The sequence below is a fragment of the Streptomyces sp. KL116D genome (assembly GCF_030766975.1).
Taxonomy (GTDB): domain Bacteria; phylum Actinomycetota; class Actinomycetes; order Streptomycetales; family Streptomycetaceae; genus Streptomyces; species Streptomyces longispororuber_A.
This window is the reverse complement of the sequence record NZ_JASERH010000113.1, coordinates 1-13,710: the sequence shown is the minus strand read 5'-3', so window position 1 is coordinate 13,710 and position 13,710 is coordinate 1. Positions and strand designations below refer to the sequence as shown.

Sequence of the window (13,710 nt, the reverse complement as noted above, 5' to 3'; positions counted from 1 at the left end):
ACGATCTTCCGATGGCTACGGTGGGGCCCATGAACGCGATCCGTTTGCTGCTCGTCGACGACGACCCGCTGGTCCGGTCGGGCCTGAAGTTCATGCTGGGCGGGGCGGACGACGTCGAGATCGTCGGGGAGGCGGCCGACGGCGAGGAGGCCCTCGTGGCCGCCGGGACGGTCCGGCCCGACGTCGTCCTCATGGACATCCGCATGCCGGTCATGGACGGGCTCACGGCGACCGAGCGGCTGCGCTCGGCGGACGACGCGCCCGAGGTCGTCGTCCTCACCACGTTCCACGCCGACGAGCAGGTGCTGCGGGCGCTGCGCGCGGGCGCCGCCGGATTCGTGCTCAAGGACGCGACCCCGGCCGAGATCCTCGGTGCCGTACGGAGCGTCGCGGCCGGCGACCCCGTCCTGTCGCCCGCCGTCACCCGCCAGTTGATGACCCACGCCGCCGCGTCCGAGCGCGAGGTGCGCGCCGCCGGGTCCCGCCGGCGCCTCCACGAACTGGCCGACCGCGAGCGGGACGTGGCCGTCGAGGTGGGCCGCGGCAAGTCCAACGCGGAGATCGCCGCGACCCTCTACATGAGCGTCGCCACCGTCAAGACGCACGTCTCCCGCATCATGACCAAGCTCGACCTCAACAACCGCGTGCAGATCGCGCTGCTCGTCCACGACGCGGGCCTGCTGGACGAAGCCTGACGGATGCGGGGCCCGGCCGGCCGGCCAGGGTAAATTCACACCGTGATCTAAGCGTTCGGCGAAGTCGGGTGAAGGGGCGGGAGCGAGGCATGGCAGGACCACGCCGGCGGACGGTGCGCGATCTGCGGCGCAACAACCGGGCCACCGTATTGAGCAAGCTCTACTTCGACGGGCCGCTCAGCAGGCAGGAACTGGGGCCGCTGACGGCGCTCAGCTCGGGCTCCATCAGCAACGTCGTCGCCGAACTCGTCGCCGACGGCCTCCTGGAGGAGGCCGGGTCCGTGGACTCCGACGGCGGCCGGCCGCGCACGCTGCTGCGGGTCGCGCCCGGCAGCGGGCACCTCGTGGGCGTCGACGTCGGCGAGACCCGGGTGCGCGTCGAGCTGTTCGACCTGGCGCTGAGCGAACTCGCCCGGGTGGACGCGCCGTTGCCCGACGGGCGGCCCGGCGGGAAGTACGACGCCCAGGACGTCGTCCGCCTCATCGCCACCGGTCTGACCCGGGTCCTCGGGGAGGCGGACGTCGAGCCCGGCTCGATCGTCGGCGTCGGCATCGGGGTGCCCGGCATCGTCGACGCCTCGGGGCCCAGCGGCGCCGTCGTGCACGGCCAGACCATCGGCTGGGACGCCGTCCCGCTGGAGGCGATGCTCCGGGCCCCCGGCGAACTCCCGCCGGAACTGCCCCTGTTCATCGACAACGGCGCCAAGACCCTGGGCCGCGCCGAGATGTGGTTCGGCGCGGGCCGCGGCGCCCGGAACGCGGTGATCACGCTCATCGGCTCCGGCGTCGGCGCCTGCGTCATCGCCGACGGCGTGCCCTACCAGGGCTCGTCCAGCAGCGCGGGGGAGTGGGGCCACACCGTCCTGCGGGTCGGCGGCCGGGAGTGCCGGTGCGGCGCCCGCGGCTGCCTGGAGGCGTACGTCGGCGCGGAGGCGCTCCTGGAGCGCTGGCGGGAGGCGGGCGGCAGCTGGACGTCCCCCGACGAGGAGGGCGCGCTCGCCGAGCTCCTCGACGACCCGTCGACCGGCCAACTCCTCGACGAGACGGCCGAGTTCCTCGGCGCGGGCATCGCCGACCTGGTCAACCTCTTCAACCCCGAGCGGATCGTCGTCGGCGGCTGGGCGGGCCTGCTGCTCGGCCCGCGGCTCATCGAACCGGTGCGCCGGGCCGCCGCCGCGTACGCGCTGCGCCACCCGTTCGCCCAGACCACCGTCGAACTCGGCCGGCTCGGGACCGACGCCGTCACCGTCGGCGCGGCGGCCCTGCCGCTGGCCCGGTTCCTGGAGAGGGGCGGCGCGCGCCGGGAACGGATCGTCAGCGGGGCGAGTTAGACACCGTGGGGACGGGGTCGCCGCAGCGAGAGGGAGAGCGCACATGGTGGACGGGGCCGGGGCCGGGATCGTCGACCTGGGAGAGTACGCGGAGGGCGGCAGGGACGGGTACTACGCCGACCCGTACGCGGTGTACGAGAAGCTGCGCGCCCTCGGCCCGGTCCACCAGGTGCGCACCCCGGGCCCCGGCCCGGCCGAGGAGCTCTGGCTGATCGTGGGGCACGAGGCGGCGCGCGCCGCGTTCACCGACCCGCGCCTGGTCAAGAGCCCGCCGTGGGGCATGGACGGCGACCTCATCGGACCGCACCTGCTCTTCGCCGACCCGCCCGAGCACGGCAGGCTGCGCTCGCTCGTCACCCGCGAGTTCACCCCCCGCCGGGTCGCGGCCCTCGCCCCGCGCGTCCAGAAGATCACCGACGAGCTGCTCGACGACATGGTGCCGCGCGGCAGCGCCGACCTGATCGCCTCCCTCGCCTTCCCGCTGCCCTTCGTCGTCATCTGCGAACTGCTCGGCGTGCCCGACATCGACCGCGACCGGTTCCGCCGGATGTCGACGCAGATGGTGGCGCCGACGTCCGACGAGGAGGCGTACGAGGCCCATGTCGAACTCGCCGGATTCCTCGACGAGTTGATCGACGAGAAGCGCTGCTCGGCGCCCGCCGACGACCTCCTGAGCGCGCTGATCAGGACCACGGCGGAGGACGGCGACCGGCTGTCCGGCGACGAACTGCGGGGCATGGCCTTCCTGCTGCTCATCGCCGGCCACGAGACCACGGTGAACCTGATCGGCAACGGCGTGCGGGCGCTGCTCGACCACCCCGGCCAACTCGCCGCGCTGCGCGCCGACATGAGCCTCCTGGACGGCGCCGTGGAGGAGATGCTCCGCTACGACGGCCCGGTCGAGACGGCCACGCACCGCTTCGCCGCCGAGCCGGTCGACATCGGCGGCACCGTGATCCCGGCGGGCGCGCCGGTCGTCATCTGCATCGCGAACGCCGACCGCGACCCGGAGCGCTTCCCCGCGCCCGACCGCTTCGACATCCGCCGCGACCCGCGCGGCCATCTGGCGTTCGGCCACGGCATCCACTACTGCCTGGGCGCGCCGCTGGCCCGCCTGGAGGGCCGCATCGCGCTGCGCTCCCTGCTGGAGCGCTGCCCGGACCTGGCGCTCGACGGGACGCCGGACGCCTGGCTGCCCGGGGTGCTGATCCGCGGGGTTCGTAGACTGCGGGTCCGCTGGTAGCCACGCCCTGGAGGACTTCCGTATGTCCGCGCCCGTCTTCGACCTGGAACTCGCCCGGAAGACCCTGGAGGCCCAGCCGTTCAGCCGCCTCGTCCAGGCCCGTCTCACCGCCTTCGGCGACGACGCGGCCACCCTCGAACTGGACATCAGGCCCGAACTCCAGCAGCAGAACGGCTTCCTGCACGGCGGAGTCCTCTCCTACGCCGCGGACAACGCCCTGACGTTCGCGGCGGGCGCCGCCCTCGGCCCGTCCGTCCTCACCTCCGGCTTCTCGATCCAGTACGTCCGCCCGGCCCGGGGCGTGACCCTCTCGGCCCGGGCGGAGGTGGTCAGCGCGGGGCGCAGGCAGGCGGTGGTCAGGGCGGATCTCGTGACGGTGGACGAGGACGGCACGGAGAAGCTGTGCGCGGTGGCGCAGGGCACGGTGCTCACGGTCTGAGCGGGGCGTTCCGGGCGTCGGCGCCGGCTCGGCCCCGACGCGCCCACCGCACGGGCCGTTCAGGTCACGCCGGCCGCACGGGCCGCACGGGCCGCACGGGCCGCACGGGCTGCACTGGTCGCCCTGGCCGTACCGGCCCCACCCGTCACCCCGACCGCACCGGTCGACTACGCCACCTCGTCCACCCGTACGACCCTCCGCTCGCGCCGCGAGACCTCGCACGCCTCCGCGACCCGCAGGGCCTTCAGCGCCTCCCAGCCGTCGCACGGGTTGGCGCGCTCGCCCCTGACCACGTCCACGAACGCCTTCAGTTCGGCCTCGTACGCCGGGGCGAAACGCTCCAGGAAGCCCGGCCACGGCTTGTCCGCGGCCGGCGGCCCCTCGGGTTCGGTCGAGGCGATCGGCGTCCGGTCGTCGAGGCCGACGACCACGGTGTCCCGCTCGCCCGAGAGCTCCATCCGCACGTCGTACCCGGCCCCGTTGCACCGCGTCGCCGTCGCCGTGGCCAGCGTCCCGTCGTCCAGGGTCAGCACGACGGCGGCGGTGTCCACGTCCCCCGCCTCCCGGAACATGGCGGGCCCGGCGTCGGACCCGGCCGCGTACACCTCGACGACCTCCCGCCCCGTCACCCAGCGCAGCGCGTCGAAGTCGTGCACCAGACAGTCCCGGTAGAGGCCGCCGGACAGCGGCAGGTACGCGGCGGGCGGCGGCGCCGGGTCGGAGGTGACGGCCCGCACCGTGTGCAGCCGGCCGAGGCGTCCCGAGCGGACGGCCTCCCGCGCGGCCGTGTACCCGGCGTCGAAGCGTCGCTGGAAGCCGAGCTGGAGCACCGTGCCGGCCGCCTCCACCTCGCGCAGCGCGGCCAGCGTCCCGGGCAGGTCGAGCGCGATCGGCTTCTCGCAGAACACCGGCAGTCCGGCCCGCGCCGCCCGGCCGATCAGCTCGGCGTGTGCGGCGGTCGCGGCGGTGATGACGAGCGCGTCGACGCCCCAGACGAAGAGGTCGTCGACGCTCGGCGCCGCCGTCGCCCCGATCCGGTCGGCCAGGGCGACGGCCCGCGCGGGCTCCGCGTCGGTGACGACGAGTGATCCCACCTCCCGGTACCGCTCCAGAACGCCAGCGTGAAATGTGCCGATACGGCCCGTCCCGATGAGTCCGATGCGCATGGCACCCAACGTGCCGTCCCGCCCAGGTGCTGTCAATCCTTTGTCCTGACAAACACCTGCCCGAGCGGGGCGGGACCCGGCCTCAGACCGCGTCGAGCCGCAGCACGAGCACCCCGTACGGCGGCAGCGTCACCGCCTCCGCGGACTCGCCCGAGCGGGTCGTCAGCCGCCACCCCCGCGCGACCACCGGCTTCACCGGCAGCTCGGTGGCGCACTGGCTGACCAGCCACACCCACCGGTGCCCGGCCGCGTGCTCGACGAGGTCCACCGCCACCCGCTGGTCCGCCACGGTCACCGGCCTGCGCACCCCGGCCCGCACGGCGAGCGCGTCGTAGAGCACGCCGGTCGCCTCCGGGTTCACCCGCGGCGTCACGGCGGCCATGTGCTCCACGGGGTAGGTGCACAGGACGAGCCGCCCCGCCCCGACCGCCCGCTCCACCAGCGCGGGCCGCCCGCGCCCGTCGACGGCCACCACCTCGGCGCCCTCCCCGGCCTCCACCGGCAGGAAGCACCGGCTGTGCTCCGTCCCGGCCGCCCGCAGCGTGAGCCGCGTCCCCGCCCCCAGGCTCCCGAAGTCCCGCTCGAAGGCGAACGTGACCTCGTCGTCCTCGATGGGGTTCACCAGCCCGTACGTCAACTGGTGCCGCACGCCGAAGAGTTCGTCGAGCCGCGCGTACCACGGGCCGCGCTGCTCCTCGTGCGCGCCCGGCGCGTACGACACGTACACCGTCGCCCCGCCGCGCGCCAGCTCCTCCAGGCGGTACCAGGTCGGCGCGAGCAACTGCTTGACGGACGGCGCCAGATAGAGCCGGTACCCGTCCGGCAGCTCCCCGTCGCTCTCCCGCACCACCGTGGCCGGCGCGTCCGCGAGCCGCGCCGCGATCCACGCCTGCCGTCCGGTCTCCTGTACGTACGACCGGTCCTCGGCGCGGGTGAACGGGTACGGGGTGTCGAGGTACGAGGACACGACGAGCGCCGTGTCCGTGTCCGCCCGCGCGCACCGCTCCCACTCCACGTCGGCCAGGAGCTCGGAGAAGGCGTGCAGTTCGGACAGTTGCGGCTTGGGGCGGCCCGCGCTGTCCGTCAGGCCGAAGTACAGCTCGAAGGCGTGGTGCCGGTAGGGCGGCTGCTCGCGCAGGGCGGGGGTGTCGTAGTCCGTGTTGTTCCAGGCGATCCAGCCGGTGGCGCCGGACAGCAGGCTGTTGTGGAGCGCCTGCCGGTAGTACGTGGCCGCGTTCTCGTCCGAGGCGAACGCCGACGTGATCCCGAACTCCTCCAGGACCACGGGCCGGTCGAACGTCGACGTCAGCTCGCAGACCCAGGCCGCCGCGTAGTGCTGGCGCACCGGGTCGTTCTCCATCCGGTACACGTGCGGCCCCAGCCAGTCGCACAGGCGGGCGGCGTCCCGTACCGAGAAGCCGTTGTCGTGACCGGAGTTCTCGATGCCCCAGGCCCCGTCGCCGAGCGACACGGGCTGGGTGCCGCCGCCCGCCCGGACGGCGTCGACGACCAACTGGGCCCAGGACTCGACCACTTCACGGGACGTGTCGCGCGCCCCGTAGATCGGCATCTCGTTCGAGATCAGCCAGCCCGCCACCGCCGGATGGTCCTTGAAGCGGCGGGTCGTCTCGCGCACGAACCACGCCTGCCGGGCGACCAGCCACACGTCGCCGTACAGATCGCGACCGCCGCGCCAGGCCGGATCCCAGTTCTCCCCGGACATGTGGCCCACCAGGAACGTCGGGACGGTCGTCATGCCGAGCGCGTGGTGCCGGTCGAGGAAGTCGGCGTAGTGCCCGCACAGCTCCTCGTCGATCCGGTCGGGCTCCGGCATGAAGTCCGGCCAGTAGAAGAACGAGCGCGTCATGTTCAGGCCGTGGTCGCGCAGCACGCGCAGTTCGTCGGTGACGAGTCCGGGGTCGTACGAACGCCACATCAGCGGACCGCCCGAGCGGGACCAGAAGTTGGCCCCGATCCAGGTCACCGGGCGGCCGTCGGGGGAAATCCGGGCAGCAAAACGCGGCATCGGCGAACTCTCCCTGAAAATGGGGGACATGAGCGATGGCGAGAAGCGCGGCCCGTGCGGACGGGCGTGCCGCGTACTGGATGTCGAGTGAACCGCTGTACCGGTTTAGCGTCAATACCACGTGCGGCTTCAGGGAATGATCGATTAACCGGTTTACTGGATCGGTGCCCGGCCCACGCTGCCGCGCACGGTCAGCCGTGGCGGCGGATCCTCCAGGTCACCCACCTCGCGCCCGCCCGCCGCCTCCCGCAGCCGGCGCGCCGCGTGCGCGCCGTACGCCGCGATGTCCCGGCTGAGCGCGGTCAGCGGCGGATGCACCAGCTCGCACAGCGCCGAGTCGTCCCACGCCACCACCGACAGGTCCTCCGGCACCCGCACCCCGGCGGCCTGCGCGGCGGTCAGTCCGGCCACCGCCATCACGTCGTTGTCGTACAGGATCGCCGTCGGCCGGTCCGGGCCCGCGGCGAGCAGCTCACGCGTCGCCGCCGCGCCCCGCTCGCCGCTGTAGTCCGCCTCGACGATCCGGCCCGCGATCCCCAACTCCCGTACGGACGTGGCGAACGCGTCCGTCCTGATGATGGTGTGGCGCAGCACGGACGGGCCGCTGACCCGGGCGATCCGGCGGTGCCCGAGCTCCGCGAGCCGGCCGACGACCGTACGCACCGCGACCCCGTCGTCGCTCCACACCGCGGGCAGCCGGCCCGTCCCGACCGGCGCCCCGATCACCACCCCCGGCATGCCGAGCTCCTCCAGGACCGCGACGCGCGCGTCGTCCGCCTTGAGGTCCACCAGGAACACCCCGTCCACCCGGCGCTGCGCCCACCACGCCCGGTACAGGGCGATCTCCGCCGCCTGGTCCTCGGCCATGGTGAAGACCAACGGAGTGGCGTCCGTGATGAGTTCGGCCTGGATGCCGGAGACCAGCTGCATGAAGAACGGTTCGAGGCCGAGGGTGCGCGCCGGCCGGTCGATGACCAGACCGAACGCCCCCGCCCTGCCGTCGGACAGCGCCCGTGCCGCGCTGTTGGGCTGCCAGCCCAGCTCCTCGGCTATCGCGAGGATGCGCCGCCGGGTGGGCGCGGAGACCCCCGGCCGGTCGTTGAGCGCGAAGGACACGGCGGCCTTCGTGACACCGGCGCGGCGCGCGATGTCCGCCATGGTGGGTCGCTTCACTGACGATTCCCTTCCCGGGGGAGTGGCCTGCTCGTTCGACGATATTCGATGAACTGCCGTGCTAATCCGGTTCAGTTGAATTCCCATGAGTTTGCCGCGGGCGCATTGACAGCCACTTTCGCACGCGTCTACTTTCACGGCGCCGACGGTGCGCGGACCACCGAATGCGGCAGCGCTCCACGAGCACCTTCACAGCACCCCTTAGCACCCCTGTGCCACAGCGAGAGCAAGGGAATCCGCCATGACCGCCGCCCCACCCTCCCCGCCGAGCCGCCGACGCTTCGTCGCCGCGGGCACGGCCCTCCTCCTCTCCGCCTCGTTGGCCGCCTGCGGCGGCGGGGGCGACGACGGCGGCGCCGGCCGCGGCGGTGTGCTCACCGTGTCGACCGGCTCCACCGGCAACTTCGTCCGCAACTTCAACCCGTTCGCGCCCCAGCCCCTCCAGGCGACCCACGGGATGATCTACGAGCCGCTGTTCCACTTCAACGCCGCCAAGGCGGGCGAGGTCGACGACTGGCTCGGCACCGCCTACAAGTGGGGCGACGACGGCAAGTCCCTGACCATCACCCTGCGTTCGGGCGTCACCTGGAACGACGGCAAGCCGTTCACCGCCGACGACGTCGCGTACACCTTCCAGATCGCCAAGGACAACGAGGAGCTCAACCAGTTCGCCCTCCCGCTCGACACGATCACCACGAGCGGCAAGGACTCCGTACGCCTCACCTTCTCCCAACCGGCGTACACCAAGGAGTACTTCATCCTCGGCAAGCTGAAGATGCTGCCGAAGCACATCTGGTCGAAGATCCCGGACAGCAAGAAGAAGACCGACCTCAACACCGACCCCGTCGGCACCGGACCCTGGAAGGTGAAGTCCGTCAAGGGCACCACCCTCGACCTCACCGCGCGCGACGACTACTACATCAAGGGCCTGCCCGGCTTCAAGACCATGCGCTACCTCTCCTTCAGCGGCAACAACGCCGCGACCGCGGCGATCAGTTCGGGCCGCACCGACTGGGCGGGCGGCTTCATCCCCGACATCAAGAAGAACTACCTCGACAAGAACCCCAAGTTCGCCCTCGTCAACATCCCCCTCGCGGTCACCTACTTCGTACCGAACGCCGCCCAGGGCCCCACCGCCGACCCCGACGTCCGCAAGGCGATCAGCGCCGCCCTCGACCGCGACTTCATGAGCAAGAGCGTCTACGACGGCCAGGCCCCTGCCATCAGCCCGACGGCCCTGCTCCGCCCCAACTTCGAATCGGTCCTCGACCCGTCCCTGAAGGACGCGACGTTCGAGACCGGCCAGGACAAGGTCGACGCGCACATGAAGGCCGCCGGGTACGAGAAGAGCGGCGGCAGCTGGACCAAGGACGGCAAGAAGCTCAGCCTCGACCTCACCCTCGTCTCCGGCTGGACCGACTACATCAGCGTCGCCCAGATGGCCAAGCAGCAGCTCAAGAAGGCGGGCATCGAGCTCAACATCAAGGCCGTCGCCTACGCGCAGTTCGCCAACGCCCAGTCCACCGGCCGCTTCCAGCTCCTGCTCTCCAACTACGGGTACACGCCCGACCCGCGCGCCTACTACGACCAGCTCCTCGACAGCGCGATCGCCCCCGCCATCGGCAAGACCACGAACGTCGGCAACTACGGCCGCTACAAGAACCCGACCGTCGACAAGGCCCTCGCCGCGATCGCCGACACCACCGACCTGGCGAAGCAGAAGCCGCACTACTACACGATCCAGCGGGAGTTCATCGACGACATGCCGCTGATCCCGCTGTTCGCCGCGCAGAACGAGGCCGAGTTCAACGGCAACAACGTCACCGGCTACCCCACCGAGGACAAGCTCTACGCCGCCCCCTCCGTCTGGCTGGACCCGGACGGCGGCTGGGTCGCCGCCCGCCTCAAGCCGGCCAAGACGTCGAAGTAGGGCCGCGGCGATGCGTCACGTCCTGCGCAAGCTCGGCTTCTACGTGATCGCCGCCTGGCTCGCGGTCACCCTCAACTTCCTGCTGCCGCGGCTGATCCCGGGCGACCCCGTCCAGCTGATGCTCGCCCGCATGCAGGGCGTCGGCGGATCCGTCACCAGCGGACAGGAGGAGTCGCTGCGGGCCATGCTCGGCCTCGGCGACGGCAACCTCGCCCAGCAGTACGGCGAGTACCTCGACTCCCTCCTGCACCTCGACTTCGGCCTGTCCATCACCTACTTCCCGACCCCGGTCGGCGACGTCGTCCGGCAGGCCGTGCCCTGGACCCTCGTCCTCGTCGGCATGGCGACCCTGCTCAGCGTCGTCCTCGGCATCACCCTCGGCACGCTCGCCGGCTGGCGCCGCGGCGGCCGGCTCGACGCGCTGATCCCGTCGGCGACGTTCCTGGCGGCCGTCCCGTACTTCTGGGTGGCCCTGCTCCTGCTCTATCTGACCAGCCAGGTCTGGCCGTTGCTGCCACAGGGCGGCGGCTACGACGAGACGTACGACATCGGATTCAGCGGCGCCTTCCTCGGCTCCGCCGTCGAGCACGGCATCCTGCCCGCCGTCACCATCGTGCTCAGCTCGGTCGGCGGCTGGATGCTCGGCATGCGCAACATGATGGTGTCGACCCTCGCCGAGGACTACGTGATCGCCGCCGAGGCGAAGGGCCTGCGCCCCCGTACGGTGATGATCGGCTACGCCGCCCGCAACGCGGTCCTGCCCTCGGTCGCCGGATTCGCGATCACCCTCGGCTTCATCGTCAGCGGCTCGCTCGTGATGGAGATCGTCTTCTCCTATCCCGGCATGGGCTACACGATGCTCCAGGCCGTCACCAACAACGACTACCCCCTCATGCAGGCGGTCTTCCTGATGATCACCTTCGCGGTGCTCGCCGCGAACTTCCTCGTCGACCTCGTGTACGCCGTCATCGACCCGCGCACCCGGCAGGCCGCCTCATGACCGCCCGCCCGTCACCCGACCACCGCCCCTCATGGAGCGGCACAGCCGCGCACCCGCTGACTGTCACCACGCTCGCCGCGCCCGCACCCCGGGCCGGCCGGCTCCGCGCGGCCCTGCGCTCGCGCCGGCTGCGGATCGGCCTCGGCGTCCTCGCGGTGCTCGTCCTGACGGCCCTGCTCGGCCCGCTGTTCCTCGGCGACCCGAACGAGATCGGCCCCGACCTGACCCGGTCGCCGTCCGCCGCCCACTGGCTGGGCACCACCCAGACCGGCCAGGACGTCTTCGCCCAGTTCGTCGTCGCCACCCGCGGCACCCTGCTCATCGGCGGCGCGGCGGCCCTGGTCGCCACGGCCGTCTCGGTCGTCGTCGGCATCGGCGGCGGCTTCGCGGGCGGCCTCACCGACGAAGCCCTGTCGCTGCTCAGCAACGTCTTCCTCGTCGTCCCGGGGCTGCCGCTCGTCATCGTCGTCGCCGCGTACGTCGGCGCGGGCACCGCGTCCACGATCCTCGTCATCGCGCTGACGACGTGGGCGGCGTCGGCACGGGTGCTGCGCGCCCAGACGCTGTCGCTGCGGACCCGGGACTACGTCCTGGCGGCACGGCTCTACGGCGAGAGCAGGCGCCGGATCGTCCTCGTCGAGATCCTCCCCAACGAACTCGCCATCATCGTCTCGCAGTTCATCTTCGCCGTGATCTTCGCGGTCCTCACCCAGGCCTCGCTCGCGTTCCTCGGCCTGGACGACCCGTCCAACCTCACCTGGGGCACGATGCTCTACTTCGCGCAGAACGCGGAGGCGCTCGCGGGCGGCTCCTGGTGGTGGTTCGTCCCGCCGGGCCTCGCCATCGCCGTGCTCGGCGCGGCCCTCTCCCTGATCAGCTTCGGGCTCGACGAGATCCTCGACCCCCGACTGCGCGCACGGAGGCCCCGATGACGCCGCCGTCCGATGTGATCCTCACCGCCGAGCACCTGGACGTCGTCTACGACTCCGGCGACGGCCGCCCCACCCGCGCCGTGCGCGACGTCTCCCTGGAGCTGCGCCGCGGCGAACTCCTCGGCATCGCCGGGGAGTCGGGCTGCGGCAAGTCCACCCTCGCGTACGCCCTGGCCCGGCTGCTGCAACCGCCGGGCCGGCTGTCCGGCGGCACGGTGACGCTGGACGGCGACGACCTGTACGCGCTCGACCGGGACGCGCTGCGGGCCGTGCGCTGGACGCGCCTCGCCATGGTCTTCCAGAGCGCCATGAACGCGCTCAACCCGGTGACCACGGTGGGCCGCCAGTTCGACGACGTCCTCCGGGCACACCGGCCCGGACTGTCCGCGGCCCAACGGCGGCTCCGTGGCGGGGAGTTGCTGGAGCTGGTCGGCATCGACGCGGGGCGGCTGCGGTCGCATCCGCACGAGCTGTCCGGCGGGATGCGCCAGCGCGTCGCCATCGCGATGGCGCTCGCCCTCGAACCCGACGTCGTCATCATGGACGAGCCGACGACCGCGCTCGACGTGGTCGTGCAGCGCGAGATCCTCGACGAGATCGAGCAGCTGCGGGAGCGGCTCGGCTTCGCCGTCGTCTTCATCACGCACGACCTGAACCTGCTCATGGAGATCAGCGACCGGCTGGCCGTGATGTACGCGGGGCGGGTGGTGGAGTACGCCGACACGGCGACCGTCGCCGCGGGCGGCGCCGTCCACCCCTATACGCGGGGCCTGCTGCGGTCGTTCCCCGCGCTCACGGGGGAGCGGCGGGACCTGCGCGGGATCCCTGGGCAGCCGCCGGACCTGCGGGTGGCGGAGGCGGGGTGTGCGTTCGCGCCCCGGTGCGAGTCCGTGAGGGAGCGGTGCGGGGTCGAGCGGCCGGAGCTGTCGGGTGCCGGGTCGTCGGCGGCGGCCTGTCACTTTCCGGGCGGGGGAGCCGTCGCCGCGCCACCGTCCGACGCGGCTGCCCGCGCCCACCCGGCGGAGCCGCACATCGGCACCGCCCGCGCCCCGGAAGGCGCGCCCCCCTCGTCCTCGTCCGAAGGGAGATACCGGTGAACGCCCCACCCGCTCTGGAGGTCGACCGGCTCACCGTCGACTTCGCGCGGCGCGGCACGACGCCGCTGCGCGCCGTCGACGAGGTCACCTTCGCCCTGCACCCCGGCCACACCCTCGCCCTGGTCGGCGAGAGCGGCAGCGGGAAGTCGACCGTGGTGCGTGCCCTGTCGCGCCTCGTCGCGCCCAGCGGGGGCCGGGTCAGGCTCGGCGGTGCGGAGCGCACCCGCGACGCCGCGTACCGCCGCACCGTACAGATGGTGTTCCAGGACCCCTTCGCCTCCCTCAACCCCGCGCACACCATCGGCCACCACCTGCGCCGACCGCTCCTGGTCAGCGGCCGGGCGACCCGCGCCGACGTCGACGCGCGCACCGCGGCCCTGCTCGACTCGGTCAACCTCGCCCCGGCCGCCGACATCGCCCGCCGACGGCCCCACGAACTCTCCGGCGGCCAGCGCCAGCGCGTCGCCATCGCCCGGGCACTGGCACCCGGCCCCGCCGTCCTCCTCGCCGACGAACCCGTCTCCATGCTCGACGTCTCCATCCGCCTGGAGATCCTCGGCCTGCTCGACCGCCTGAAGGAGGAGCGCCGGCTCGCGCTCCTCTACGTCACCCACGACCTGGCCACCGCCCGGCACTTCGCGGCCGACGTGATGGTCATGTACCGCGGCCAGATCGTCG

At 72.5% G+C, this 13,710-nt stretch carries 12 protein-coding genes; 9 read left to right on the top strand and 3 right to left on the bottom strand.

All coding sequences use genetic code 11. The features are described 5' to 3' along the window. Positions 1-29: 29 nt before the first annotated feature. The 4 genes from RBJ77_RS43765 (at position 30) to RBJ77_RS43750 (ending at position 3,708) form a co-directional block, all read left to right on the top strand. Positions 30-695, top strand: coding sequence for a response regulator (locus tag RBJ77_RS43765; protein ID WP_372350088.1), 666 nt, complete (start codon positions 30-32; stop codon positions 693-695). 89 nt (positions 696-784) lie between these two features. Next, complete coding sequence (locus RBJ77_RS43760) at positions 785-2,026, top strand: ROK family protein (RefSeq protein WP_372350087.1); 1,242 nt, start codon at positions 785-787, stop codon at positions 2,024-2,026. Positions 2,027-2,069: 43 nt separating this feature from the next. Beyond that, positions 2,070-3,269, top strand: coding sequence for a cytochrome P450 (locus tag RBJ77_RS43755; RefSeq protein WP_372350086.1), 1,200 nt, complete (start codon positions 2,070-2,072; stop codon positions 3,267-3,269). Between the two features lie 22 nt (positions 3,270-3,291). Beyond that, a complete protein-coding gene (locus RBJ77_RS43750) occupies positions 3,292-3,708 on the top strand; it encodes a PaaI family thioesterase (RefSeq protein ID WP_372350085.1) in 417 nt (138 codons plus the stop codon). Between the two features lie 167 nt (positions 3,709-3,875). On the opposite strand, the gene RBJ77_RS43745 is transcribed toward RBJ77_RS43750, so the two are convergent. From RBJ77_RS43745 to RBJ77_RS43735, 3 genes are all read right to left on the bottom strand, one after another. Beyond that, the gene (locus RBJ77_RS43745; RefSeq protein ID WP_372350084.1) at positions 3,876-4,874 is read right to left on the bottom strand and encodes a Gfo/Idh/MocA family oxidoreductase; all 999 of its coding nucleotides are present in this window, start codon (positions 4,872-4,874) and stop codon (positions 3,876-3,878) included. Positions 4,875-4,956: 82 nt separating this feature from the next. Then, on the bottom strand, positions 4,957-6,900 hold the full coding sequence (locus RBJ77_RS43740) for a cellulase family glycosylhydrolase (protein WP_372350083.1): 1,944 nt from the start codon (positions 6,898-6,900) through the stop codon (positions 4,957-4,959). A gap of 153 nt (positions 6,901-7,053) precedes the next feature. Then, positions 7,054-8,073 (bottom strand): LacI family DNA-binding transcriptional regulator, encoded by a 1,020-nt coding sequence (locus RBJ77_RS43735; protein ID WP_372350082.1) that lies wholly within the window; start codon positions 8,071-8,073, stop codon positions 7,054-7,056. A gap of 241 nt (positions 8,074-8,314) precedes the next feature. Here RBJ77_RS43735 and RBJ77_RS43730 point away from each other — a divergent pair, with 241 nt between their 5' ends. The 5 genes from RBJ77_RS43730 to RBJ77_RS43710 form a co-directional block, all read left to right on the top strand. Continuing rightward, entirely contained in the window at positions 8,315-10,003 is a 1,689-nt protein-coding gene (locus RBJ77_RS43730; protein WP_372350081.1) for an ABC transporter substrate-binding protein, read from the top strand. Positions 10,004-10,013: 10 nt separating this feature from the next. Continuing rightward, a complete protein-coding gene (locus tag RBJ77_RS43725) occupies positions 10,014-11,003 on the top strand; it encodes an ABC transporter permease (RefSeq protein ID WP_372350080.1) in 990 nt (329 codons plus the stop codon). Beyond that, on the top strand, positions 11,000-11,935 hold the full coding sequence (locus tag RBJ77_RS43720) for an ABC transporter permease (RefSeq protein WP_372350079.1): 936 nt from the start codon (positions 11,000-11,002) through the stop codon (positions 11,933-11,935). The genes RBJ77_RS43725 and RBJ77_RS43720 overlap by 4 nt, the downstream gene beginning before the upstream one ends. Further along, entirely contained in the window at positions 11,932-13,032 is a 1,101-nt protein-coding gene (locus RBJ77_RS43715) for an ABC transporter ATP-binding protein (protein WP_372350078.1), read from the top strand. The genes RBJ77_RS43720 and RBJ77_RS43715 overlap by 4 nt, the downstream gene beginning before the upstream one ends. Then, the coding region (locus tag RBJ77_RS43710; RefSeq protein WP_372350077.1) for an ABC transporter ATP-binding protein at positions 13,029-13,710 on the top strand (682 nt) is incomplete at its 3' end. The genes RBJ77_RS43715 and RBJ77_RS43710, both read left to right, overlap by 4 nt.